13 protein-coding genes and 1 tRNA gene are annotated in these 26,053 nt (G+C 74.9%); 13 read left to right on the plus strand and 1 reads right to left on the minus strand.

What is annotated here, in order from left to right; all coding sequences use genetic code 11:
* Positions 1–21: 21 nt before the first annotated feature.
* The 12 genes from ACFC1T_RS13355 to ACFC1T_RS13410 all read left to right on the plus strand — a co-directional run bounded on the left by ACFC1T_RS13355 (position 22) and on the right by ACFC1T_RS13410 (position 25,040).
* Positions 22–8,127: an amino acid adenylation domain-containing protein gene (locus ACFC1T_RS13355; RefSeq protein ID WP_375887532.1), complete on the plus strand. Its 8,106-nt coding sequence runs from the start codon at positions 22–24 to the stop codon at positions 8,125–8,127.
* A complete protein-coding gene (locus tag ACFC1T_RS13360) occupies positions 8,124–15,641 on the plus strand; it encodes an amino acid adenylation domain-containing protein (protein ID WP_375887533.1) in 7,518 nt (2,505 codons plus the stop codon). The genes ACFC1T_RS13355 and ACFC1T_RS13360 overlap by 4 nt, the downstream gene beginning before the upstream one ends.
* 53 nt (positions 15,642–15,694) lie before the next feature.
* The gene (locus ACFC1T_RS13365; RefSeq protein WP_375887534.1) at positions 15,695–15,898 is read left to right on the plus strand and encodes an MbtH family protein; all 204 of its coding nucleotides are present in this window, start codon (positions 15,695–15,697) and stop codon (positions 15,896–15,898) included.
* A 100-nt stretch (positions 15,899–15,998) separates the two neighbouring features.
* Positions 15,999–16,247, plus strand: coding sequence for an acyl carrier protein (locus tag ACFC1T_RS13370; protein WP_375887537.1), 249 nt, complete (start codon positions 15,999–16,001; stop codon positions 16,245–16,247).
* An 85-nt stretch (positions 16,248–16,332) separates the two neighbouring features.
* Complete coding sequence (locus ACFC1T_RS13375; RefSeq protein WP_375887539.1) at positions 16,333–17,607, plus strand: beta-ketoacyl-[acyl-carrier-protein] synthase family protein; 1,275 nt, start codon at positions 16,333–16,335, stop codon at positions 17,605–17,607.
* Positions 17,607–18,797, plus strand: a complete 1,191-nt coding sequence (locus ACFC1T_RS13380) for a beta-ketoacyl synthase N-terminal-like domain-containing protein (RefSeq protein WP_375887541.1) — start codon at positions 17,607–17,609, stop codon at positions 18,795–18,797. The genes ACFC1T_RS13375 and ACFC1T_RS13380 overlap by 1 nt, the downstream gene beginning before the upstream one ends.
* The gene (fabG, locus tag ACFC1T_RS13385) at positions 18,794–19,522 is read left to right on the plus strand and encodes a 3-oxoacyl-ACP reductase FabG (RefSeq protein WP_375887543.1); all 729 of its coding nucleotides are present in this window, start codon (positions 18,794–18,796) and stop codon (positions 19,520–19,522) included. Before ACFC1T_RS13380 ends, fabG begins: the two co-directional genes overlap by 4 nt.
* Positions 19,523–19,545: 23 nt before the next feature.
* Positions 19,546–21,267 (plus strand): phytoene desaturase family protein, encoded by a 1,722-nt coding sequence (locus ACFC1T_RS13390; protein ID WP_375887544.1) that lies wholly within the window; start codon positions 19,546–19,548, stop codon positions 21,265–21,267.
* Between the two features lie 40 nt (positions 21,268–21,307).
* Positions 21,308–22,426 (plus strand): 2,3-diaminopropionate biosynthesis protein SbnB, encoded by a 1,119-nt coding sequence (sbnB, locus tag ACFC1T_RS13395; protein WP_375887547.1) that lies wholly within the window; start codon positions 21,308–21,310, stop codon positions 22,424–22,426.
* 110 nt (positions 22,427–22,536) lie between these two features.
* Positions 22,537–23,019, plus strand: coding sequence for a MaoC family dehydratase (locus tag ACFC1T_RS13400; RefSeq protein WP_375887550.1), 483 nt, complete (start codon positions 22,537–22,539; stop codon positions 23,017–23,019).
* A gap of 93 nt (positions 23,020–23,112) precedes the next feature.
* Positions 23,113–24,432, plus strand: a complete 1,320-nt coding sequence (locus tag ACFC1T_RS13405) for a histidine kinase (RefSeq protein WP_375887551.1) — start codon at positions 23,113–23,115, stop codon at positions 24,430–24,432.
* On the plus strand, positions 24,396–25,040 hold the full coding sequence (locus ACFC1T_RS13410; protein WP_375887553.1) for a LuxR C-terminal-related transcriptional regulator: 645 nt from the start codon (positions 24,396–24,398) through the stop codon (positions 25,038–25,040). Before ACFC1T_RS13405 ends, ACFC1T_RS13410 begins: the two co-directional genes overlap by 37 nt.
* Before the next feature lie 89 nt (positions 25,041–25,129).
* Here ACFC1T_RS13410 and ACFC1T_RS13415 read toward each other — a convergent pair.
* Positions 25,130–25,203: transfer RNA gene (locus ACFC1T_RS13415), tRNA-Thr, on the minus strand.
* Positions 25,204–25,388: 185 nt separating this feature from the next.
* Between ACFC1T_RS13415 and leuE the strand changes: the two genes are divergently transcribed.
* Positions 25,389–26,045 carry a leucine efflux protein LeuE gene (leuE, locus tag ACFC1T_RS13420; RefSeq protein WP_375887555.1) on the plus strand — a complete coding sequence of 219 codons (657 nt, stop codon included), beginning with the start codon at positions 25,389–25,391 and terminating at the stop codon, positions 26,043–26,045.
* Positions 26,046–26,053 lie beyond the last annotated feature (8 nt).

Here is a 26,053-nt window from a genome sequence, read left to right on the forward strand (position 1 = left end):
TCGACGCGGGCTGAGGCGAGGATGACGGAGAACGAAGCAACGACGGCGAACCCGGGCGCGGTCCTGCCGCTCACCGCGGCGCAGGCCGAGATCTGGTTCGACGAGCAGTTCGCCGCCGGGCCGCTGGCCTACAACATGGCGGACTACATCGACCTGCACGGGCCGCTCGACCCCGACCTGCTCGGACGGGCCCTCCAGCAGCTGGGCCACCAGGCCGAGGGGCTGCGGGTGCAGTTCGTCGAGGAGGACGGCGGGCCCGGCCAGATCATCCGCCCACTCGCCCAACTCCCGTTGAAGCGGCTGGACTTCACCGGCCACACCGAGCCGCTGGCGGCCGCCGAGCAGTGGATGCGGGCGGACCACGCCGACCCGATGAAGGTCACCGACTTCCCGCTGTTCCGCGGTGCGCTGATCCGGCTCGGACCCGAACGGCACCTGCTCTACCTGTGCATGCACCACATCCTCGCGGACGGTTTCAGCCGCGGACTGATCTACCCCGAGCTCTCCGGGCGCTACACCCGGCTCGCCGCCGCGACCGACTCCGAGGCCGGCCCCGGAACCGGAACCGGCCCTACGGACCTCGCGGCGATGCCGCCGTTCCACCGGCTGCTGGACGCCGAACGCCGCTACCTGGACTCCAAGATGGTCGACCGGGACCGCGACTACTGGACCGACCGCCTGACCTCCGACCGGCACGGCCCGCTGCCCGAGCTGGTCTCGCTCTCCGAGCAGGAGCCGGCCCCCGCCCGGGTCGCCCTGCGCGAGACCGTCGGGCTCTCCCCGGAGACCACCGCCGCGCTGCACGCCCTCGCCCAGGACGGCAAGGTCACCCTGCCGGTGCTGATGGTCGCCGCGATGGCCGCCTACACCCAGCGGGCCACCGGGGCCGCCGCGCCGCTGCTCACCCTGCCGGTCACCGGCCGGGTCGGCGCGGTCAGCCGCGCGATCCCCGGCATGCTCGCCAACTACCTGCCGCTGGCCGTGCCGATCCGGCCGGAGCTGACCCGCACCGGACTGCTGCGCGCGGCCTGGCGCGAGGTCGCCCGCGCCCTCCAGCACCAGCGCTACCGCGGGGACCGGATCCGCCGGGACATCGGCCTGCGGATCGACGACCGGCGCGCCTTCGGCCCGTTCATCAACGTGCTCGACCAGGACCCGGAGCTGGCCTTCGGCCCGCACTGCCGGGGCGTGGTGGTCAACCTGTCCACCGGCATCGTCAAGGACCTCATCCTGACCGTCCTGAACGCCGCCGACGGCACCGTGGAACTCCACCTCGACGGCAACCCCGCCATGTACAGCGCCGCCGAACTCGCCACCCACCTGGCCCGGTTCGCGACCTTCCTGGGCTCCCTGGCCACCATGCCCGCCGACCGCCCGCTCGGCTGGATCGGCCTGGGAGCGGACGGCGAGCCGCTGGGGCTGCTCGGCAGCCGGGACACCGCGGCCGCACCCGACCAGGGCCTGGTGGACCGGGTGCGCGCCGTCGCGGCCGAGCACCCCGGCGCGGTGGCGGTCCGGGACGGCCGCGAGGAGGTCGACTACCGCGGGCTGCTCGCCCGGGCCGCCGGAGCGGCCGCCCGGCTGTCCGCCGCCGGGGCGGGCCGCGGCACGGTGGTGGCGATGCTCGCCGGGCCCGGGGTGCCCTTCGTCGCCGGGCTGCTGGCCGTCCAGGCGGTCGGCGCGGCCTACCTGCCGCTGGACCCGGCCGCACCGGCGGCCCGCAACGCCGCCCTGCTGGCCGACAGCGGCGCCACCCACCTGCTGCTCGGCGCCGACTGCCCGGCCCCGGAAGACGCTGTCGGAGTCACCGTCCTGCCGCTGGCCGACCCCGCCGACGCCGACAGCACCGCCGAACTGCCCGCCCTGGGCGGCGGATCGGACCTCGCGTACGTGATGTTCACCTCCGGCTCGACGGGCCGGCCCAAGGGCGCCATGGTGCAGCGCTCGGGGATGATGAACCACCTCTGGGCGAAGATCGACGACCTCGACCTCGCGGCGGGCGAGACCGTCGTCCAGAACGCCCCGCTGACCTTCGACGTCTCGGTCTGGCAGCTGCTCGCCCCGCTGGTGGTCGGCGGCACCGTCCGGGTCACCGGCCCGGAGACCGCCGCCGACCCGCACGCCCTGTTCGCCCTGGTCCGGGCGGAGGGCGTCGCCGTCCTGGAGGTCGTCCCCGCACTGCTGCGGGCTGCCCTGGACGCCTGGGACCTCGACGACAGCGCACCCGAACTCCCCTCGCTGGAATGGCTGGTGGTCACCGGCGAGGCCCTGCCCGCCGACCTCTGCCGCCGCTGGCACACCCGTTACCCCGACGTCCCGATGATGAACGCCTACGGCCCCACCGAGTGCTCCGACGACGTCACCCACGCCGTCATCGCGGTCGACGACGAACTCGGCGCCCGTGTCCCGATCGGCTCCCCCGTCCGCAACACCCTGCTCTACGTGCTCAGCGACGAACTCCAGCCCGTCCCCGTCGGCGTCCCCGGCGAGCTCTACGTCGGCGGCGCGGGAGTCGGCCGCGGCTACCTCCACGACCCCGCCCGCACCGCCACCACCTTCCTCGCCGACCCCTTCGCCGGCCACGGCACCCGGATGTACCGCACCGGCGACCGCGTCCTCCAACGCCTCGACGGCCAACTGGAATTCATCGAACGCCGGGACCACCAGGTCAAGATCCGCGGCCGCCGCGTCGAAACCGGCGAGATCGAAGCCGTCCTGCGCACCCTCACCCCCGTCACCGACGCCGCCGTCACCGTCCTCCCCGACGCCTCCGGCAACCCCCGACTGATCGGCTACCTCACCGGCCCCGACGTCCGGCCGAACCAGGTACGCGCCGAACTCGCCCAGCTGCTGCCCGCGTACATGATCCCCGCCTCCTGGCTGGTCCTGGACGCCCTGCCGCTCACCCCCAACGGCAAACTCGACCGCAAGGCCCTCCCCCAGCCCGACCCCACCGGACGGGACGGCAGCCGGGGCCCGCGCACCGCACGCGAGCGGCTCCTCTGCGACATCCTGGCCGAGGTCCTCGGCACCCCCGCCGTCGGCATCGACGAGGACTTCTTCACCCTCGGCGGCGACAGCATCCGCTCCATCCAGGTGGTCAGCCGCGCCCGCAAGGCCGGGCTGCTCCTCACCACCCGGGACATGTTCACCCACCGGACGGCCGCCGCCCTGGCCCGCGCCGCGGGCGGCGACACCGCCGACCCCACGGCCCGCCGGGAGGACGAGGGCGGCACCGGCCCGTACGAACTCACCCCGATCGCGGCCCAGTTGCACCAGGACACCGGCAGCCTCGACGGCCTGGTGGCCTCGTACGGCCAGTACGTGGTGGTCCGGGTCCCCGCCGGACTGGACGCCGACCTGCTCGACACCGCCCTGCACGCCCTGGCCGACCACCACGACGCGCTGCGCACCCGGGCCACCGAGCCCTCCCCCGGCCTGTGGCACCTGGAGGTGCCGGCCCCCGGCGCCCTGGCCGGCATCCGGCTGGCCACCACCGCGGCAGACGCCGAGGGCGGCGTGCCGGGCTCCGCCGAACGGCAGGCCACCGCCGCCCTGGCCCGGCTGGACCCGGGCGCCGGCGTGATGCTCCAGGCCGTACTGATCCCCGCCGCGCCCGACAGCGACAGCGACAGCGGCACCGGCCGCGACACCGGCACCGGCACCGGCACCGACAGCGCGCACCTCGTCCTCTGCGCCCACCACCTGGTCGTCGACGGCGTCTCCTGGCGGATCCTGCTGCCCGACCTGGCCGCCGCCTGCGCCGCGCTCGCCGAGGGCCGCACCCCGGCCCTCGACCCGGTCGGCACCTCCTACCGCGCCTGGTCCCGACTGCTCGCCGAGCAGGCCCGCACCCAGGTCCGCGGCGCCGAACTCGCCCACTGGCAAAGGACCCTGGACGGACCGGACCCGCTGATCGGCAGCCACCGGCTCGACCCGGAGACCGACGTGCACGGCACCCGGCGCACCCTGCGCCTGGAACTCGGCCCCGAGACCACCCGCCCCCTGCTCACCGACGTCCCGGCGGCCTTCCACGCCGAGGTCAACGACGTCCTGCTGACCGGCCTCGCCATCGCCGTCGCCGACTGGCGCCGCCGCCACGGCCACCCCGACCACGCCCGCACCCTGATCGAGCTGGAGGGCCACGGCCGCGAACAGCTCGACGACCGGCTCGACCTCTCCCGCACCGTCGGCTGGTTCACCGCCGCCTTCCCCGTCCGGCTCGACCCCGGCGAGCCCGACTGGGACGAACTGTGGTCCGGCGGGCCCGCGTTGGCCGGTGCGCTCAAGCGGATCAAGGAACAGCTGCGGGCCCTGCCCGACCGCGGCGTCGGCTACGGCCTGCTGCGCCACCTCAACCCGCACGCCGCCCGGACGCTGGCCGGCCGGCCCCGGCCGCAGATCGGCTTCAACTACATGGGCCGCTTCGACGCCCGGCACCGCGGCCACTGGGAGCCGGTCGGCGGGGACGGCGTGGTCGGCACCGGCGCCGACCCCGGCCTGCCGCTGCCGCACCTGCTGGACGTCACCCCGGCCACCGAGGACCGGCCGGACGGCCCCCACCTGATCGCCAACTGGGCCTGGGCCGGGCAGACCGTCGCCGAGGAGGACGCCCGGGACGTCGCCGAGACCTGGTTCCGCGCCCTCGACCTGCTCGCCCGCCACGCCGGCCCCGGCGGCCGCACCCCCAGCGACCTCCCACTGGTCCGGCTCGACCAGGCGGAGATCGAGGAGTACGAGGCCGAACTCGCCCGGGCCGGCACCGCACTGGCCGACGTGCTGCCGCTCACCCCGCTGCAGCAGGGCATGCTCTTCCACGCCGACCACGACGCCACCTCCGGCGGGGACACCACCGGCGGGGACACCTCCGCCGACCACGACGCCACCGCCTCCGGCCGCGCCACCGCCCGGGCCGTCGACGTCTACACCCTGCAGATCGTCGCCGACCTCGAAGGCGAGGTCGACCCGGCCGCCCTGCGCGCCGCTGGCCAGGCCCTGCTCGACCGCCACCCCAACCTGCGCGCCGCCTTCCGCGCCCGGGCCGACGGCGAACCCGTCCAGGTGATCCCGCGACACGCCCGGCTCCCCTGGTCCGAAGCCGACCTGACCGACCTCCCGGAGCCCGCCCGGGCCGCCGAACTGGCCCGGCTCACCGAGGCCGAACGCACCCGCCGCTTCGACCTCGCCGCCCCGCCGCTGCTGCGCTTCGCCCTGCTCACCCACGGCGAGGGCCGGCACCGGTTCGTCTGGACCAGCCACCACATCCTGGTCGACGGCTGGTCGATGCCGCTGCTGGTCCGCGAGCTGTTCGCCCTCGCCTCCCCCGACGCGGACGTCACCCGGCTGCCCGACCCCGCCCCCTACCGCGACCACCTCGCCTGGCTGGCCGCCCAGGACCGCGAGGCCGCCCGGACGGCCTGGCGCGCCGCCCTGGCCGGACTCGACGGCCCGACCCTGCTCGTCCCCGCCGAGCGGACCCCGGCCCCCGCACTGCCGCGGTCCGTCCACGCCGAGGTGCCGGCCGGGCTGACCACCGCCCTGGCCTCCTGGGCCCGCAGCCGGGGCCTCACCCTGAACACCGTCGTCCAGGGCTGCTGGGCGCTGCTGCTCGGCCGGCTCACCGGCCGCCAGGACGTGCTGTTCGGCGCCGTCACCTCCGGCCGCCCGGCCGAGGTGCCGGACGTCGAGTCGATGATCGGCATGTTCCTCACCACCGTGCCGGTCCGGGCCCGGCTGGACCCGGCCACCCCGCTCGCCGACCTGCTGCACGCCCTCCAGGACCAGCAGACCGCGCTGCTCCCGCACGAGCACCTCGGCCTGGCCGCGATCCACCAGGCCGCCGGGCTCACCGGCGAGGCCTTCGACACCGTGGTGCTGTTCGAGAACTTCCCGCTGGACGAACGGCACCTGGCCGGCGGCACAGGCCCCCGGGTGGTGCACGCCGAGGCCCTGGACGCCCGGCACCACCCGCTCAGCCTGGTCGTCCACCCCGGCGAGGCGCTCCGCCTGCGCCTCGACCACCACCCGGCGCTGTTCGGCCGGGCCGAGGTCGAACGGCTCGCGACCGTCCTGCTGCACCTGCTGCGCACCGTCGCCGAGCAGCCCGAACTGCCGCTCGCCCGGATCGACGTCACCGCCCCGGCCGACCTCACCGGCACCGCCACCCCCGGCGAACTCGGCGGCCTGCTCGGCGACTGGGACGCCACGCTCCCCGAGGAGAGCCTCGGCGTGGTCGAACGGGTCCGCGCGGTGGCCGGGCGCACCCCGGAGGCCGTCGCCGTGACGGACGACGACGGCCCGCTCGGCTACCGGGAGCTGGTCGAAGCCGCCGGAGCACTCTCCGCGGGCCTCACCGCGGCGGGCGCCGGCACCGGCTCGGTGGTCGCGATGCTCGCCGAGCCCGGTGCGCCGTTCGTCGCCGGGGTGCTCGGCGTGCTCGGCGCCGGCGCGGCCTACCTGCCGCTGGACCCGGCCGCACCGGCGGCCCGCAACGCCGCCCTGCTGGCCGACAGCGGCGCCACCCACCTGCTGCTCGGCGCGGGCTGCCGCGCCCCGGAGGCCGCCTCGGCCGCCACCGCGGTCACCGTCCTGCCGCTGGCGCTGCCGCCCACCGGAACCGCCCCCGTGCCCGCCACGGCCACCGCCGCCACCACCGCCACCGCTCTGCCGGTGCCGATCGGCACCGGCCTCGACCTCGCGTACGTGATGTACACCTCCGGCTCGACGGGCAAGCCCAAGGGCGCCATGGTGCAGCGCTCGGGGCTGATGAACCACCTCTGGGCCAAGGTCGGGGACCTCGACCTCGCGGCGGGCGAGACCGTGGTCCAGAACGCCCCGCTGACCTTCGACGTCTCGGTCTGGCAGCTGCTCGCCCCACTGGTGGTCGGCGGCACCGTCCGCGTGGCGGGGGTCGCGACGGCCGCCGATCCGACGGCGCTGTTCGCCCTGGTCCGGGCGGAGGGCGTCACCGTCCTGGAGGTCGTCCCCGCACTGCTGCGGGCCGCCCTGGACGCCTGGGACCTCGACGGCGACGCGCCCGAACTCCCCACCCTGCGCTGGCTGGTGGTCACCGGCGAGGCCCTGCCCGCCGATCTCTGCCGCCGCTGGCACAGCCGCTACCCCGACGTCCCGATGATGAACGCCTACGGCCCGACCGAGTGCTCCGACGACGTCACCCACGCCGTGCTGACCGCGGCGGACCGCCTCGACACCCGCGTCCCGATCGGCTCCCCCGTCCGCAACACCCTGCTCTACGTGCTCAGCGACGAACTCCAGCCCGTCCCGGTCGGCGTCCCCGGCGAACTGTACGTCGGCGGCGCGGGCGTGGGCCGGGGCTACCTCCACGACCCCGCCCGCACCGCGGTGACCTTCCTCGCCGACCCCTTCGCCGGCCACGGCACCCGGATGTACCGCACCGGCGACCGCGTCCTCCAACGCCCCGACGGCCAACTGGAGTTCATCGAACGCCGGGACCACCAGGTCAAGATCCGCGGCCGCCGCGTCGAAACCGGCGAGATCGAAGCCGTCCTGCGCACCCTCACCCCCGTCACCGACGCCGCCGTCACCGTCCTCCCGGACCCCTCCGGCAGCCCCCGACTGATCGGCTACCTCACCGGCCCGGGGGTCGACCCCGAACTGATCCGCCACCGGCTGGCCGAGCGACTGCCCGACTACATGGTCCCGGCCTCCTGGCTGGTCCTGGACGCCCTGCCGCTCACCCCCAACGGCAAACTCGACCGCAAGGCCCTCCCCCAGCCCGACCCCGCCGGACGGACCGGCCACCGCGGCCCGCGCACCGAGCACGAGCGGATCCTCTGCGAGCTCCTCGCCGAGGTCCTCGGCACCCCCACCGTCGGCATCGACGAGGACTTCTTCACCCTCGGCGGCGACAGCATCCGCTCCATCCAACTGGTCAGCCGCGCCCGCAAGGCCGGACTCACCCTCACCACCCGGGACGTCTTCACCCACAAGACCGCCGCCGCCCTCGCCCGGCTGGCCGAGGAGGCGGAGGAGGCCGGATCCGGAACCGTCGAGCCCGCCCCGGCGGAGCCCGGCGCCGGCCTGGTCGAGCTGTCCGAGGAAGAACTGGCCGATCTGGAACTCGAACTGAACGAGGAGCTGTCGTGACGAGCGGCCCCGGAACGAGCGGCCCGAGAGCGAACACCCCCGACTCCCCCGGCGCCGGCGGCTCCCCCGACTCCGGCGGCTCCGGCGGCTCCGGCGGCTCCGGCGGCCCGGCGGGAAGGATCAGCGAAGTCCTGCCCCTCTCCCCGCTCCAGCAGGGCCTGCTGTTCCTCGCCTCCTACGACCGGGCCGCACCCGACCTGTACACCCTCCAGCTGGTCGCCGAACTGGACGGCCCGGGCGCCGCCGACGGCGAACGGCTCGCCGAACGCCTGCGCACCGCCACCGCCGCCCTGCTGCACCGCCACCCCAACCTGCGGGCCTGCTTCCGCCACCGCCGCAGCGGCGAACCCGTCCAGGTCGTGCTCAAGGACACCGAGCCCCCGTGGCAGCTGCTGGACCTCACCCACCTGCCGGAGGCCGAACGGGAGGCCGAGGCCCGGCGGCTCACCCGCGAGGACCGGCTGCGCCGCTTCGACCTGGCCCGGCCGCCGCTGATGCGGTTCACCCTGATCCGGCTCGGCGAGGGGCGCCACCGGTTCCTCTGGTCGGCGCACCACATCGTCCTGGACGGCTGGTCCTTCCCGCTCGCCGTACGGGAGTTGGGCCTGCTGGGTGACCCGGCGGGCGCCGCCGCGCTGCCCGCGCCGGCGCCGTACCGGTCCTTCCTCGGCTGGCTGGACGGCCGCGACCGGGCCGCCGCCCGCACCGCCTGGGCGGGCCTGCTGGCCGACCTGGACGGCCCGGTCCGGGTCCTGCCGCCGACCGACTCGCGCCCCGAACTCCCTTCCTCCGTAGGCTGTTTGCTGGGCGAGCGGCACACCACCGCACTGGCCGGCTGGGCCCGCGCCCACGGCCTGACCCTGAACGCCGTGGTGCAGGGCTGCTGGGCCCTGCTGGTCGGCGGGCTCACCGGCCGCCAGGACGTGGTGTTCGGCACGGTCACCTCCGGCCGTCCGGCCGAGGTGCCGGGGGTCGAGACGATGATCGGGCTGTTCGCCAACACCCTCCCGGTGCGCGCCGACCTGCGCCCGGACCGCCGCGCGAGCGAGCTCTTCGCCGCCCTGGCCGCCCAGCAGTTGGCGATGATGCCGCACGAGCACCTGCCGCTGGCCGAGGTGCAGGCCGCCTCCGGGCTGCGGGGCGAACTGTTCGACACCGTGCTCGCCTTCCAGAGCTTCCCGCTGGACGAGGCGGCGCTGTACCGGGACTCCGGCGGCACGGTCAGCGCGGCCCGCATCCACTCCGCCACCCACTACCCGCTGAGCCTGACCGTCTTCCCCGGCGAGCGCCTGGACCTCCGGCTCGGCCACCGCCCCTCCGCCCTCGACCCGGCCGGGGCGGAGCGGCTGCTCGACCGGCTGGTGCGCATCCTGGAGCAGGTCGCCGAGGACCCGCACACCCCGCTCGCCCGGCTGGGCACGCCCGGAGCGGCCGCGCAACCCTTCGCACCGGTCGACGCCGCCCCGCCGCCCCGGAACACCACCCTCCCCGCGCTGTTCGCCGCGCAGGCCGCCCGCACCCCGGAGGCCGTCGCGGTCACCGCCCCGGACGCCCGGCTCGCCTACCGCGCACTGGACGAACGCGCCAACCGCCTGGCCCACCTGCTGGTCGCCCGCGGCGCCGGACCGGAGTCCTTCGTCGCCGTCGCCCTGCCGCGCGGCGCCGAGCTGGTCGTCGCTGTCCTCGCCGTACTCAAGGCGGGCGCCGCCTACCTGCCGCTGGAGCCCGCCCACCCGGCCGAGCGGACCGGCCACGCCCTGGCGGACGCCCGGCCCCTGCTGCTGGTCACCACCGCCGGCCTGCTGCCCGGCGCCGACCTCCCGAGGATCGAACTCGACGCCCCGGAGACCGCCGCCGCCCTCACCGCCGCCCCGGCCACCGCCCCCGTGACCGCCGTCGGCCCCGACCACCCGGCCTACGTCATCTTCACCTCCGGCTCCACCGGCCGCCCCAAGGGCGTGGTGGTGCCGCACCGCAACGTGGTCCGGCTGCTGGACGCCACCGAGCGGCCGTTCCGCTTCGGGCCGCGGGACGTCTGGACGCTGTTCCACTCGATCGCCTTCGACTTCACCGTCTGGGAGCTGTGGGGCGCCCTGCTGTCCGGCGGCCGCCTGGTCGTGGTCCCGTACGAGGTCTCGCGCTCCCCCGACGCCTTCCTCGACCTGCTCGCCGCGGAGCGGGTCACCGTCCTCAACCAGACCCCGTCCGCCTTCCGGCAGCTGAGCCGCGCCGACGCCGAACGCCCGCGCCGCCTCGCCCTCCGTACCGTGGTGTTCGGCGGCGAGGCGCTGGAGCCGGGCGATCTCGCCGACTGGTACGCCCGGCATCCGCAGGACGCGCCGCGGCTGGTCAACATGTACGGCATCACCGAGACCACCGTGCACGTCACCCGGCACGAGCTGTCCGCCGCACCGCCCCCCGCCGGCACCACCACTGCCCCGGCCCCCGCCGGGGGCGGCAGCGCGATCGGCCGCGCCCTCCCCGACCTGCGGACCTACCTGCTGGACGGCGCCCTGCGGCCGGTCCCGCCCGGCGTGCCAGGCGAGCTGTACGTCACCGGCCCCGGCCTGGCCCGCGGCTACCTGGGCCGGCCCGCGCTCACCGCCGAACGCTTCGTCGCCTGCCCCTTCGAACCCGGCGGCGCCCGGATGTACCGCACCGGGGACCTCGCCCGGTGGCGCCCGGACGGCACCCTGGAGTACCTGGGACGGATCGACGAACAGGTCCAACTGCGCGGCTTCCGGATCGAATTGGGCGAGATCGCGGCCGTCCTCGGCCGGCACCCGCTGGTCGCCGAGGCCACCGTACTGGCCCGCGAGGACCGGCCCGGCGACCAGCGCCTGGTCGGCTACGTCGTCCCGGCCGCGCCCGGGACGACGGAACTCGCCCAGGACGTCCGGGCGTTCGCCGCCGAACGGCTGCCCGACCACATGGTCCCGGCCGCCGTGGTCGTCCTCCCCGCACTGCCGCTGACCACCAACGGCAAACTCGACCGCCGCGCCCTGCCCGCCCCCGCGTACGCCACCACCGCCCGCGCCCCGCGCAACCGCACCGAGCACCTGCTCTGCGCGGCCTTCGCCGAGGCGCTCGGGCTGCCGGAGGTCGGCCCCGACGACGAGTTCTTCGCCCTCGGCGGCCACTCGCTGCTCGCCACCCGGATCGTCAACCGGGCCCGCGTCGAGCTCGGGGTCGAACTCCAGGTCCGGGACCTCTTCGAGGCCCCCACCCCGGCCCGGCTCGCCGCCCGGCTCGACCCCACCTCCGCAGCCACCACGGCCACGGCCGCCGACACCGGCACCACCACCGGCACCACCGCCGCCGCCACCGCCCCGCGCCGCACCCCGCTCACCGCCGGGCCCCGCCCGCCCGTGCTCCCGCTCTCCCCCGCCCAGCAGCGGCTCTGGTTCATCGAACGACTGGGCGCCCCCGACGGGCTGTACCACCTCCCGCTGGCCGTCCGGCTCTCCGGCCGACTGGACACCTTCGCCCTGGCCGCCGCCCTCCAGGACGTACTGGCCCGGCACGAGGCACTGCGGACCGTCTTCCCCCGCCGCGACTCCGACGGCGCGGTCGTCGCCGAACAGCGGGTGCTCGACCCCGCCGAGGCCGTCCTCCCGCTCCCGGTGAGCCGCAGCACCGAGGCCGACCTGCCCGCCGCACTCGCCGCCGAGGCCGCCCGCCGCTTCGACCTGGAAAGCGAACTCCCGGTCCGGGCCAGGCTCTTCACCCTCGGCACAGATCGGCACGTGCTCTCCCTGGTGCTGCACCACATCGCCGCCGACGGCTGGTCGCTCGCCCCGCTCACCCGCGACCTCACCGCCTGCTACCGGGCCCGCCGCGACGGCCGGCCGGCCGAACTCCCGCCGCTGCCCGTCCAGTACGCCGACCACACCCTCTGGCAGCGCGGCCGGCTCGGCACCGAGGACGACCCGGACAGCGAGCTCTCCCGCCAACTCCGCTACTGGAGCGACCGGTTGCGCGACCTCCCGGCCGAGCTGGCACTGCCCTTCGACCACCCCCGCGGCCCCCGGACCGACCACCGCGGCGCGGCCCACCGGGCCACCGTCCCGCCGCGGGTCGTCGAGCAGCTGCACCGCACCGCCGCCGCCTGGGCGGTCAGCCCCTTCATGCTGCTGCGCACCGCCCTCGCCGCCCTGCTCACCCGGCTCGGCGCGGGCACCGACATCCCGCTGGGCAGCCCGATCGCGGGCCGCACCGACGCACAACTCGACGACCTGGTCGGCATGTTCGTCAACACCCTGGTGCTGCGCACCGACACCTCCGGCGACCCGTCCTTCCGCCAACTCGCCGAGCGGGTACGGGAGCTGGACCTCGCCGCCCACCAGCACCAGGAGCTGCCCTTCGAACGGCTGGTCGAGGCGCTCAACCCCGAGCGCTCACCGGCCCGGCACCCGCTGTTCCAGGTGGTGATCGGCCACCACCACCGCACCGCCGCCCCCGGCGAGGACCCGGAACTCACCCTCTCCGAGGAGCCCGTCCCGCTCCGCACCGCCAAGTGGGACCTCTCCTTCCAGTTCACCGAGACCACCGACCGCCCCCACCGCTCCGACGGCACCGCGGGCGACGGGGGCACCGCGGGCGACGGGGGCACCAACCGCCCGCCCACCCTCGCCCTCACCCTCGAACACCGCACCGACCTCTTCACCCCCGCCACCGCCCGCCGGATCGCCGACGCCTACCTGCGCCTGCTCGCCGCCGCCCTCGCCGACCCCACCGCCCCGCTCTCCCGGCCGCCCCTGACCACCCCCGAGGAGCAGGCCGAACTGCTCGCCCTCGGCACCCGCCGGCTCACCAGGACCGGACCGCCGACCACCCTCACCGCCCTGGTCGACCGCCGGATCGCCGCCGCCCCGCGGGCCGTCGCCCTGGTCCACGCCGGACCGGACGGGCTCCGGCACACCAGCTACGCCGAACTGGACGCCGACGCCAACCGCCTCGCCCAGCTGCTGACCGCCCACGGCGCCGGCCGCGGCGCACCCGTCGCGCTGCGTCTGGAGCGGGGCCCGGCGGTGGTCACCGCCCTGCTGGCGATCGCCCGCACCGGCGCCCCCTACCTGCCGATCGACCCCTCCCACCCCGCCGAGCGGGTGCACGGCGTGCTCACCGACAGCGGCGTGCGGCTGCTGCTGACCCAGCGCTCCCTGGCGGACCTCGCCCTGCCCCCGGAGGTCCGTCCGCTGGTCCTGGACGACCCCGGGACGGCGGCCGGGCTCGCCGCCCGGCCGGCCACCGCCCCCGAGGTCACCGTCCACCCCGACGACCTGCTGTACGTCATCCACACCTCCGGTTCCACCGGCCGCCCCAAGGGCGTCGCCGTCACCCACCGCGCCGCCGCCCGCCTGGTGCTCGGCCTGCCGGAGCTGGCCCCGACCGCCGAGGACACCTTCCTGTACTTCGCGCCGGTCGCCTTCGACGCCTCCACCTTCGAGATCTGGGGCCCGCTCGCCCACGGCGCCCGGCTGGCCGTCCAGCCGCCCGGCCCCGCCGACCCGCAGGCCCTGGCCGACTTCCTGGCCCTGGCCGGGGTGACGGTCGCCTTCCTCACCACCCAGCTGGTCAACACCCTCGCCGACACCCGCCCGCAGGCCCTGGCCCCGCTGCGCGCCCTGCTCACCGGCGGCGAGGCCCACTCCCGGGACCACCTGGACCGGCTGCGGGCCGCCCTGCCCGGCACCACCGTCCACCACGTCTACGGCCCGACCGAGACCACCACCTTCGCCACCGGCCAGGACCTCGGCCGCGCCGACGGCACCGTCCCGATCGGCCTGCCGATCGGCCTGCCGATCGGCCTGCCGATCGGCCTGCCGATCGGCGGCACCGGCGCGTACGTCCTGGACGAGGCGCTGCACCCGGTGCCGCGCGGGGTGGTCGGCGAGCTGTACCTGTCCGGCCCCGGCCTGGCCCGCGGCTACCTGGGCCGGCCCGCACTGACCGCCGAACGCTTCGTCGCCTGCCCCTTCGAACCCGGCGGCGCCCGGATGTACCGCACCGGGGACCTGGTCCGCTGGGACCGGCACGACCGGATCGAGTACGTCGCCCGCGCCGACCAGCAGGTCAAGATCCGCGGCTTCCGGGTCGAACCCGGCGAGATCGAGGCCCTGCTGGCCGCCCACCCGGCCGTCGCCCGGGCCGCCGTACGGGCCCCCGCCGACGCCACCGGACAGCGCCGGCTGGTCGCCTACCTGGTGCCCGCCGAGGGCCGCCCGGCACCCTCCGCGGCCGAACTGCGGCGCCACCTGGCCCGCTCACTGCCCGGCCACCTCGTCCCGGACGCCTACGCCGTACTGCCGGAGCTGCCGCTGAACGCCAACGGCAAGCTGGACGTCCGCGCGCTGCCCGAGCCCGCCGCCGCCCCCGCCTCGACCCGGGGCCCGCGGACCCCGGCCGAGCGCCTGCTCTGCGCGGCCGTCCAGGAGGTCCTGGGCCTGCCCCGGGTCGGCCCGGACGACTCCTTCTTCGCCCTCGGCGGGGACAGCCTCAAGGCCATCCGGCTGGTCAACGCGGCCGCCCGGACCGGCCTCCCGCTCGCCCTGGGCGACGTCTTCGAGCACCGCACCCTGGAGACCCTGGCCGCCGCTGCCGCCACCACCACCGGACCCGCGGACCTCCGCACCGGCGGCGCCCTCGACCGACCCGCCCTCGACCGACCCGCCCTCGACCCGCTCGCCCCCGTCCTGCCGATCCGCCCCACCGGCAGCCGCGCCCCACTGTTCTGCGTGCACGGCGGCCTCGGCTTCGCGCTGCCCTTCGCCGCCCTCGCCGAGCACCTCGACCCGTCCCGGCCGGTGTACGGCCTCCAGGCCCGCGGCCTGTCCGACGACGGCCCGCTGCCCACCGACCTCGGCCAGGTCGCCGAGGAGTACCTGACGCGGGTCCGGGCGATCCAGCCGCACGGCCCGTACCACCTGCTCGGCTGGTCCTACGGCGGGGTGGTCGCCCACGAGATGGCGGTCCGGCTGCGCGCCGCGGGCGAGCGGGTGGCCCTGCTGGCCAACCTGGACGCCTACCCCGACGACGCCCGCGGCGCCCGGCCGAGCGACGCCGAGTTCCTCGCCGACTTCCTGGCCGAAGCCGGCGCCGGGCCCGCCCCCGCCGACCCCGCCGCCGTCGGCCCCACCGCCCCGCTCACCCCGCAGGCCGTCGCCGCCCACCTCGCCCGCACCCACGGCCCGCTGGCCGGCCTCCAACCCGCCCTGCTGGAACGCCTGCTGGACGTCATGCGGAACAACCTGGAGCTGTTCCAACGCTTCGCCCCGCACCGCCTGGACGACTGCCCGATGACCCTCTTCGTGGCCACCGGCGGCCCCCGCCGCCCCACCCCGGAGGAGCGCGCCCTCAGGCTCAAGAGCTGGGAGCCGTACGTCGGCCGGGCCGTCCGCCCGCACGACGTGGACGCCGGCCACCAGCAGCTGCTGGACCCCGGCCCGGCCGCCGCGATCGCCGCCGTCCTCGACGCGGCGCTCGCCGCCCCCGAACCGCCCGACCACCCCTGACCCCGACCCGCCGCCCACAACCCGTACCTCGGCACCCACAGGAGCGAACCGCCATGGCCAACCCCTTCGACCGCGAGGACGGCACCTTCCTCGTCCTCGTCAACGAGGAGGGCCAGCACTCCCTCTGGCCTTCCTTCGCCGCCGTCCCGTCCGGCTGGTCGGTCGCGCTGGAGGCCACCGACCGGGCCTCCGCCGTCGCCCACGTCGAGGCCAACTGGACCGATCTGCGCCCGCTCAGCCTGCAACAACTGGATTGAACCAGACGTCAGTTGAACGTCATCGACCCGTCATCGGCGCTCATTAGCTTTCTGGCCGGAAGCAGATTTCCGGACGCCTGGAAAACGGAGGAAACGAGAAATGACGACGGTTGCACCCGAACGCCTCGCCCGTATCCGCGAAATCATCGCCGAGAACATCGACGTCCACACCGAGTTCGCCGACACCGCCCTGTTCGTGGACGAGTTGGGCGCGGACTCGCTCAAGCTGATCGACGTGCTGAGCGCGCTGGAGATGGAGTACTCCATCGTCATCGACATGAACGAGCTGCCGAAGATGGTGAACGTGGCGGCCACCTACGAGGTGACGGCGGCCGCCGCCGGCTGGTAGCCCGCACGCCCTCCCGCTCCACCCGCACCCCGTACGCACCCCTCCCACTCCACACCACTCCACACCGCGCTCCAGGAGAGGTCCCATGGAATCCACCGCACAGTCACCAGCGGCGCCCCGGTCCGGTACGCCGGCCGGGCGCCGCCGGGTCGTCCTCACCGGTCTCGGGGCGATCTCCAGCATCGGCACGGGCATCGAGGAGTACACCGCGGGGCTGCGGTCCGGCCGTTCCGGCGCACGGCCGATCACCCGCTTCGACACCGAGGGCTTCGGCCAGAACATCGCCTGCGAGGTCCCCGACTTCGAGCCGGAGCGCTGGATCCACCGGGTCCCGCTCCAGGACGTCGGCCGGGCCGGGCAGTTCGCCGTCGCGGCCGCCCGGATGGCGGTCGACGACGCCGGGCTGACCGAGGACGACCTCGGCGAGCGCCAGGCCGTGATCAGCGTCGGCACCACCGACGGCGAGTCGCACGACATCGGGCTGCTGGTCGAGCAGGAGCTGGCCGCCGGGGACCCGAAGGCGATCGACCCGGTGCTGTCCCGCCGGATCAACGCCGGCCGGCTGAGCACCGCGATCGCCCGTGAACTGCGGATGCCCAACGTGGAGCCGACCACCATCACCACCGCCTGCGCGGCCGGCAACTACTCGATCGGCTACGGGCTGGACGCGATCCGCTCCGGCGAGGTCGACATCGCGCTGTGCGGCGGCGCCGACGCCGTCTGCCGCAAGGCCTTCGCCCTGTTCAAGCGCTTCGGCGCGCTCACCCCGGACGTGGTCCGACCGTTCGACCGCGACCGCCAGGGCATCCTGACCGGCGAGGGCGCGGGCATCCTCGTCCTGGAGAGCCTGGAGTCCGCGCTCTCCCGCGGCGCCCGGATCCACGCCGAGGTGCTCGGCTACGGCCTCAGCTGCGACGCCGCCCACGCCACCGCCCCCAACCGGGAGGGCATCGCCCGCGGCATCCGGCTGGCCCTGGCCGACGCCGGGGTCGAACGCGACGAGGTCGACTTCATCTCGGCGCACGGCACCGGCACCAAGGCCAACGACCGGACGGAGTCGGCCGCGATCCTCGACGTCTACGGCGACGCCCCGCCGCCCACCGTCGCCGTGAAGTCGATGCTCGGCCACTCGATGGGCGCCGCCAGCGCGCTCGCCGCGATCGCCTGCAGCATCGCCATCACGGACCAGTTCATCCCGCCGACCATCAACCACCGGGAGACCGACCCGGAATGCCCGCTGGACGTCGTCCCCAACCGGGCGGTCGACGCCGAGGTCCGGATCGTCGAGAACAACTCCAGCGCCTTCGCCGGCAACAACGCCGTCCTGATCCTCGGCACGTACGGAGAGCGAGACCGCTGATGACCACCGCCACCGCACCGCCGGCCCTGCCGCCGGAGACCCCCGTCATCACCGGCTGGTCGGCCGTCTCGCCGTACGGCCTGACCAGCCGGGCCTTCGCCGACGGCCTGCGGGCCCGCGCCCGCACCGCCACCGAGCCGGGCGAGGCGTACGGCCCGCTGCCCTCCGCCGAGGCCTGCCTGGTGCCCGGCTTCGACATCAAGGGCCTGCTCGGCCCCACCGGCACCGCCAAGATGGACCGGCTCACCGCGCTCACCCTGGTCGCCTCCGACGGCCTGCTGAACGACGCCGGGGGCCGGCGGGAGGTGCCCACCGACGAGCGCACCGGCGTGGTCCTCGGCATCTCGATGGGCAGCCTGGAGAACGTCACCAACTTCCTCAAGCAGTCGTACACCAACGCGCTGCCCTTCCACGTGGACGCCGGCCGGATCCCCTTCGGCAGCCTCAACCACGCCGCCGGCGCCACCGCCATCCGGCACGGCCTCACCGGCCCCAACACCACCGTCGCGGGCGGCCGGGTCAGCGGCCTGCTGGCGCTCAACTACGCCCGCCGGCTGCTCGGCCAGGGCCGGGCGACCACGTACCTGGTGGGCTCGGCCGAGGAGTTCTCCGCCGCCCACGCCTGGATCGAGCACGCCGCCGTCGCCCCCGGCGACCCGTCGCCGCTGCTCGGCGAGGGCTGCGGCCTGCTGGTGCTCGAACCGGCCGGCACCGCCCGACGCCCGGCGCTGGCCGCCGTCCTGGCGATCGAGACCCGGGTCGACATCGACGACGACCCCGGCGCCGCCGTCACCACCTGCGTGCGCCGCGCCCTCGCCCGGGCCGGTGCCACCGCCGAGGAGGTGTGGGCGGCCGTGCCCAGCGCCGCGCCCACCGCGGCCGGCCGGGCCGAACGGGCGGCACTGGCCGCGCTGTTGCCCGCCCCGGCGCTCACCGCCGTCCCGTCCATGGCGCTGCTCGGCGACACCAGCGCGGCCGCCGCGACCTTCCAGATCCAGGCGCTGCTCAGCACCGCCGAGACCGAACCGGCCGCGGCGGGCCGGACCGCCCTGGTCACCGCCGTCGACCGGGACGGCGCGGTCGGCTGCGCCGTGCTCCGCCTGCTGGCCCCGGCCACCGTTCCCGCCGCGACCACCACCCCGAAGCCGACCACCCCGAACCCGACCGCCCCGAACGGAGCCGACGCATGATCGCCCTGGTCAGCGGCGGCTCCCGGGGCATCGGCCGGGCGATCGTGCTCCGCCTCGCCCGGGACGGCTACGACGTCGCCTTCTGCTACCGCGCCGACGCCGACGCCGCCGACCGGCTGGTCAAGGAGGCCGGGGAGGCCGGCACCCGGATCACCGCGACCCGCTGCGACGTGGCCGACTCCGCCGCGGTCCGCGACTGGTTCGCCCGCACCGAGCGCGACCTCGGCCCGGTCGACGCCGCGGTCACCTCGGCGGGCATCACCAGGGACCGTCCGGTGATCCTGATGCCCGAATCCGACTGGGACGAAGTGCTGCGCACGAACCTGGACGGCGTCTACCACGTGTGCCGCGCGGCGGCCTTCGCGATGAGCAAGCGGCGCACCGGAGTGATCGTCAACCTGTCGTCAGTGTCCGGGATTTACGGTAACGTCGGCCAGGCCAACTACGCCGCCTCGAAGGCGGGGATCATCGGCTTCACCAAATCCCTGGCCAAGGAGTGCGGCCCGCGCGGCGTGCGGGCCAACGTGGTCGCCCCGGGCCTGATCGCGACCGACATGGTCGGCGGGATGTCCGGGGCAGCGCTGGAACGGATGCTGGGGAGCGTTGCGCTCGGGCGGGTCGGCAAGCCGGAAGAGGTGGCCGACCTGGTCTCCTTCCTGCTCTCCGACCGGGCGGCGTACATCAGCGGGTCGGTCTTCGAGATCCACGGCGGCGGCACGTTCTGATGGTCCGACGAGTGGGGGCGGGAATGCGGGAAGTGCAGGGTCCGACGGCCGGGGGCGGCAGAGACCACTACGACGCGATCGTGGTCGGCAGCGGCCTCGGCGGACTGGTCAGCGCGGCCTACCTGGCCGCCGACGGGCGCAGCGTGCTCGTCCTCGAACAGCACGACGTGGCCGGCGGCAACGCCCACGTCTTCCGCCGCCGGCGCAAGTACGAGTTCGACGTCGGCACCCACTACGTCGGCGACTGCGGGCCGGACGGCATCTTCCCCGCGATCCTGTCCGGACTCGGCGTCCGCGACCGGGTGTCCTTCCGCCCGATGGACAACGAGCAGGGCTTCGACCGGATCATCACCCCCACCGCCACCCTGGACGTACCGGCCGGCTGGCCGGGCTACCGGGACCGGCTGCGCGCGGCCCTGCCCGAGGAGGCCGAGGGCGTCGACCGCTTCGTCCACCTCGCCGAGACGGTGGCCGGAGCCACCCGGGAGGCCCTGCTCGGCCGCCCCATGGTCGACCTGTTCCGCCAGTACCCGGACACCATGCGCTGGGCCCGCCGGGCCCGGACCCTCGCCGAGGCCCTGGACCACTGCGGCCTCTCGCCCAAGGCCCGCACCCTGCTCGCCGCCCAGGCCGGCAACTACGGCACCATGCCGGACGGCATCACCTTCGCCGAGCACGCCGCGATGCTCGACCACTACCTGCGCGGCGCCTACTACCCGGAGGGCGGCGGGCAGGTCCTGGTGGCCGCCTTCGTCGAGGCCCTGGAGTCGTACGGCGGCGAACTGCGCACCCGCTGCGAGGTGCGCCGGATCCTGATCGAGGAGGGTCGCGCCACCGGCGTCGAACTCACCGACGGCACCCGGATCTCCGCCCCCCTGGTGATCTCCAACGCCGACTACCGCCGCACCGTGCTCGACCTGTGCGGCGGCGAACGGGCCTTCCCCGCCGACCTGGTCGACCGGACCCGCGCGGCCACCATGCGCGGCGCCCTGGTCGCGGTGTACATCGCCCTCGACACCGAGCTGCCCGGCCTGCCCAACGCCAACCTCTGGTGGCACGGCAGCGACGACATGGAGGCCGCCCACGCCGCCATGATCGAGCGCTGGGAACGCGACGGCACGGTGGACTCGATACCCCAGCTGATGTTCTCCTTCGCCTCCCGCAAGGACCCGGACGCCACCGCGGTCTGCCCGCCCGGCCACTCCAACTTCCAGCTGCTCACCCTCTGCCCGCCCGGCTACGACTTCTGGGGCGTCCGCGGCGGCCCGGTGGACGGCGAGCCCTACCGCCGCGACGCCGCCTACCAGGCCCGCAAGCAGCAGTTCACCGAACTGATGGTGACCGCCGCCGAGAAGGTGGTCGGCCCCTTCCGGGACCGCATCACCCACCTGGAGACGGCCACCCCGCTCAGCCACGAGCGCTACACCCGCAGCAGCGGCGGCACCCCGTACGGCATGGCCCGCTGGGGCAACGTCAGCAAGCGGCCCGACGTGCGCACCGACGTCGAGGGCCTGTACGTGGTCGGCCAGAGCACCCGCTTCGGCAGCGGCCTGAGCGCGGTCGCCACCGGCGGCATGGTCGCCGCCGGGCAGATCCTGGACCGCCCGCTGCTGACCGAGGTCGCCGCGGGGGCCGTGCTCGGCGACCCGGCCAGGCTCCCCGACCGCGGCCCCGACTGGGACCCGCTGCTGGTCTCCCGCGGGCGCGCCCGGCAGGGCGCCAAGGGCCTCGCCCGGATCGGCTGAACCCACTCCCGTACCGCACCCGAGCAGGAGCAGTGTTCCCATGACCAGTGTTCCCATGACCAGTGCTGCCACGACCGGTGCTGCCACGACCGGTGCCCCGACCTTCGCCGTCGTCCCCGGCGCCCAGGTGCACGAGGCCCTGCACGGCCACGAGCAGGACGTCATCGCCACCGTCGAGGCCGCCTACCGGCTGCACGGCGAGGGACGGACGGTCAACCCGGACTCGTACTTCCTGCGCTTCCCGGACCGCCCGTCCGACCGGATCATCGCCCTGCCGGCCTCGCTCCGGGCCTCGGGTGCGGGCGACGGCCCCGACTCCGGGCCCACCTCGAACGACCCCGGAGTGCACGGCATCAAGTGGATCTCCAGCTTCCCCGGGAACGTGGCCGCCGGCCTCCCGCGCGCCTCCGCCGTCCTGATCCTCAACGACGCGGAGACCGGCTACCCGTTCGCCTGCCTGGAGAGCTCGATCATCAGCGCGGCCCGCACCGCCGCCTCCGCCGCCCTCGCCGCCGCCCGGCTGGCCGACGCCCGGGGCGAACGCCCGCGCCGGGTCGGCTTCTTCGGGGTCGGCCTGATCGCCCGCTACCTCCACACCTACCTCGCCGCCAACGGCTTCGACTTCACCGAGGCCGGTGTCCACGACCTCTCCGCCGACCACGCCCACGGCTTCGCCGACTACCTGCGCCGGGCCGAGGGCGAGGACCTGGCCGTCACCGTCCACGAGAAGCCCGAGGACCTGGTCCGCTCAGCCGACCTGGTCGTCTTCGCCACCGTGGCCGGCGAACCGCACGTGACGGACCCGGCCTGGTTCGCCCACCACCCGCTCGTGCTGCACATCTCGCTGCGCGACCTCTCCCCGGAGATCGTCCTCGACTCCTGGAACGTGGTCGACGACATCGACCACTGCCTCAAGGCCGGCACCTCCCCGCACCTGGCCGAACAGCGCGTCGGCCACCGCACGTTCGTGGCCGGCACGCTGTACGACGTGCTCACCGGCACGATCACCCCGCCCGCCGACCGCACGGTGGTCTTCTCCCCGTTCGGCCTCGGCGTGCTCGACCTGGCCGTCGCCAAGCACGTCCACGACCAGGTCCTGGCGGCGGGCCGGCTGCACACCGTCCCCGACTTCTTCCACGAGCTCAAGCGCTACGGCTGACCCCGCCCCTCCCTCCTTCCCCCGACCCTCCTCCACCCTCCCCCCTCTCCCCCACCCTCCGTCAGCGGCACGTCAGTTGAGCGTCAGCCGCCGCGGCGGAGAATCACCCCATGAGATCCTTTGCCACCCTGGCCGAGTTCACCGAGGCGACCGGCGAGCACCTCGGCTACAGCGACTGGCTGGTCGTCACCCAGGACAGCGTCGATCGGTTCGCCGGCGCGACCGGCGACCTCCAGTGGATCCACGTGGACCCGGAACGCGCGGCCACCGGCCCCTTCGGCACCACCATCGTCCACGGCTACCTGACGCTCGGCCTGCTGCCGGCGATGATGCGCGCCATCTTCGAGATCGAGTCCGTCACCATGGGCGTCAACTTCGGCCTGGACAAGGTGCGTTTCCCGCACCCGGTGAAGGTCGGCGCCCGGGTCCGCGGCGGCGCCCGGGTGACCAGCGTGCGCGAGACCCCGGCCGGCCACCTGGCCGCGGTGCGGATGACCGTGGAGATCGAGGGCGAGACCCGCGCGGCCTGCGTCGCCGACACCCTCTCCCTCTTCCTCGCCACCCCGAAGGCGTCTCCCCAAGAGGGGAGTTAGTACCACCGCGTCCCGCACCCCACCGCCGCCAGAATGGTCCCCACGGCCACCACGGCCGGGAGCAGCACGCAGGCACCAGAGAGGAGCGCGTCCATGGACCGCACGATGCAGCTCGGGCCCGACCCGGCACCGGTCGAGATCAGGGGCTTCTCCGCTTCCGCCGGACTCACCGGACTCCGGCGCGCGTTGACGCTCTGCTGGCTCTCCGTCTCCGCCTTCGGCCGGTCCCTCGGACTCACCACCGCGATCTCCCTGGTCGGCCCCGGCCTCGGCCTGGTGCCCCGGGCGATGCAGCGGGTCCGCGCCCTGGCGGCCCGTCAGCGCGGCCTGGCCGAGGACTGGTCGGGCGTCCGGATCCCGGGCCCGCCCGGACCGCTGCCGCCCGTCCCCGAGGGCGCCTCCGGGGCGATCGCCCGCTACCGCTGGATCATGAGCGACCCGCAGACCCGCCGGGAGTTCGCCTGGATCCTCACCGACCCGATCGCCGGCGGCCTGCTCGCCTTCGGCCCGATCGCCCTGGTGCTCAGCGGCCTCTGGGGGATCTTCCTGGCCTTCTTCGGCGTCCCGCTGTCCACCGAGTGGGACGGCCTCTGGTACCAGTTCATCCCGATCGACGGCCAGGCCACCGCCGTCCTGGCCGGTGTCCTCGGCCTGCTCCAACTCCCGCTCGCCCTCTGGACGGCGCCCCGTGCGGTGCGCCGGCACGCCCTCCACACCCGCTCGATGCTCGCCCCGAGCGAGCAGGAGCTGATGGCCAGCCGGATCGAGCACCTCACCACCACCCGCAGCACCGCGGTGGACACCCAGATGGCCGAGATCCGCCGGATCGAGCGCGACCTCCACGACGGCGCCCAGGCCCGCCTGGTCGCGATGGGCATGACCCTGGACGCCGCCGAGCACCTCCTGGAGACCAACCCGGACGCCGTCCGCGCCCTGCTGATCGAGGCCCGGGAGTCCTCCTCCAAGGCCCTGGAGGAGATCCGCAACCTGGTCCGCGGCATCCACCCGCCGGTCCTCGCCGACCGCGGACTGGCCGACGCCGTCCGGGCGTTGGCGATGGTCTGCCCGGTCCCCACCGAGGTCGCGGTCGACCTCCCCGGCCGCCCCGAGATGCCCGTCGAGTCCGCCGCCTACTTCGCCATCTCGGAGATCCTCACCAACGTCTCCAAGCACTCGCACGCGGACCGCGCCTGGATCGACATTCGCTACGATCACGGCATGCTGCGCGTCACCGTCACGGACACCGGCCGCGGCGGAGCCGACGCCACCCGCGGCACCGGCCTGCGCGGCATCGAACGACGGCTCGCCACCTTCGACGGCGTCCTCGCCGTCAGCAGCCCCGTCAACGGCCCCACCATGGTCACCATGGAGCTCCCGTGCGCATTGTCCTCGCCGAAGACCACTTCCTCCTGAGGGACGGCCTGATCCGCCTCCTCCAGGCCTACGGCCACGAGGTGACCGCCGCCGTCGACAACGGCGCCGACCTCCTCCGCGCCCTCACCGACCACCAGCCGGACGTCGCCGTCGTCGACGTCCGGCTCCCCCCCCACTTCACCGACGAGGGCCTGCGCGCCGTCCTCACCGCCCGCCGCACCACCCCGACCCTCCCCGTCCTCCTGCTCTCCCAGTACGTCGAACCCCTCTACGCCCGCGAACTCCTCGCCAGCGGCGGCCGCGGCGTCGGCTACATGCTCAAGGACCGCGTCACCAACGGCTCCCAGTTCCTCGACTCCATCCGCCGCGTCGCCGACGGCGGCACCGCCATGGACCCCGAGGTCATCTCCCAACTCCTCATCCGCAAGGAACGCGACGAATCCGTCGCCGCCCTCTCCACCCGCGAACGCGAAGTCCTCGAATGGCTCGCCCAGGGCCGCTCCAACGCCGGCATCGCCCAGGGCCTCTTCATCACCGAGAAGGCCGTCGCCAAACACATCAGCAACATCTTCACCAAGCTCAACCTCCTCCCCACCGACACCGACAACCGCCGCGTCCTCGCCGTCCTCACCTACCTCGACCAATAACCCCCGGCACCCGCGCACCGGTCCTGCCCCCAGGCCGAGAAAAGGCAAAAGCCCCAGGTCACGGCGAGTGAGTCCTGGGGCTTCTACAGAGCCGCCTGCGGGATTCGAACCCGCGACCTACGCATTACGAGTGCGTTGCTCTGGCCAACTGAGCTAAGGCGGCACCGCTGCCACGTGTGGTGGCAACGCGGGTCAGTCTACACAGGTTCGCAGGTGATCCGTAGCCGGGGCGGTGGGGCTGGGGTGGGGGTGCCGCGGCGGGTGGACGGTTTTCGCTTCGGTCGATCGCCGGTGCGACGTTACGATGAGCGCCCCCCTGCCAGCCCCCTCCCCACTCCCGGAGCCACCGTGTTCGGTGTCAACGACCTGGCGACGTACGTCCTCGGCGCCCTCGTCATCATTCTGCTGCCCGGCCCCAACTCGCTGTACGTGCTGTCGGTCGCCGCCCGCAAGGGCGTCCGGACCGGGTACCGGGCCGCGGCGGGGGTGTTCGTCGGCGACCTCACGTTGATCAGCCTGACCTCGTTGGGGGCGGCCTCGCTGTTGAAGGCCAATCCGGCGGTGTTCGCGGTGGTGAAGTTCGGCGGTGCCGCGTACCTGCTGTGGATCGGGTTCGGGATGCTGCGGGCGGCCCGCCAGCTGTGGCGCGAGCACCGGGCCGAGGCCGATCCGGCGGGCGGTGCGGAGGCGGTGGAGGAGGCGGGTGAGCGGCCGTTCCGGCGGGCGCTGGTGATCAGCCTGCTGAACCCGAAGGCGATCCTGTTCCTGCTGTCGTTCTTCACCCAGTTCGTCGACCCGTCCTACGGGCAACCGGTGCTCTCCTTCGCGCTGCTGGGCGGGATCCTGCAGACCTTCAGCATGCTGTACCTCTCGCTGCTGATCTTCGCGGGCACCACGCTCGCGACGGCCTTCCGTCGCCGCCGGCGCCTGTCCGCGACCCTGACCAGCGGTGTCGCCGTCCTGTTCGCGGGCTTCGCCGCGAAGCTGGCGGTCTCCTCCGCCTGAGCGGAGGC

The organism is Kitasatospora sp. NPDC056076 (genome assembly GCF_042266305.1).
In the GTDB taxonomy this organism is placed as follows: Bacteria; Actinomycetota; Actinomycetes; order Streptomycetales; family Streptomycetaceae; genus Kitasatospora.

Coding starts and splice junctions, on each gene's coding strand:
- ACFC1T_RS13355 (WP_375887532.1), top strand. CDS start 22: ATGACGGAGAACGAAGCAACGACGGCGAACCCGGGCGCGGTCCTGCCG.
- ACFC1T_RS13365 (WP_375887534.1), top strand. CDS start 15,695: ATGGCCAACCCCTTCGACCGCGAGGACGGCACCTTCCTCGTCCTCGTC.
- ACFC1T_RS13370 (WP_375887537.1), top strand. CDS start 15,999: ATGACGACGGTTGCACCCGAACGCCTCGCCCGTATCCGCGAAATCATC.
- ACFC1T_RS13375 (WP_375887539.1), top strand. CDS start 16,333: ATGGAATCCACCGCACAGTCACCAGCGGCGCCCCGGTCCGGTACGCCG.
- ACFC1T_RS13380 (WP_375887541.1), top strand. CDS start 17,607: ATGACCACCGCCACCGCACCGCCGGCCCTGCCGCCGGAGACCCCCGTC.
- fabG (WP_375887543.1), top strand. CDS start 18,794: ATGATCGCCCTGGTCAGCGGCGGCTCCCGGGGCATCGGCCGGGCGATC.
- ACFC1T_RS13390 (WP_375887544.1), top strand. CDS start 19,546: ATGCGGGAAGTGCAGGGTCCGACGGCCGGGGGCGGCAGAGACCACTAC.
- sbnB (WP_375887547.1), top strand. CDS start 21,308: ATGACCAGTGTTCCCATGACCAGTGCTGCCACGACCGGTGCTGCCACG.
- ACFC1T_RS13400 (WP_375887550.1), top strand. CDS start 22,537: ATGAGATCCTTTGCCACCCTGGCCGAGTTCACCGAGGCGACCGGCGAG.
- ACFC1T_RS13405 (WP_375887551.1), top strand. CDS start 23,113: ATGGACCGCACGATGCAGCTCGGGCCCGACCCGGCACCGGTCGAGATC.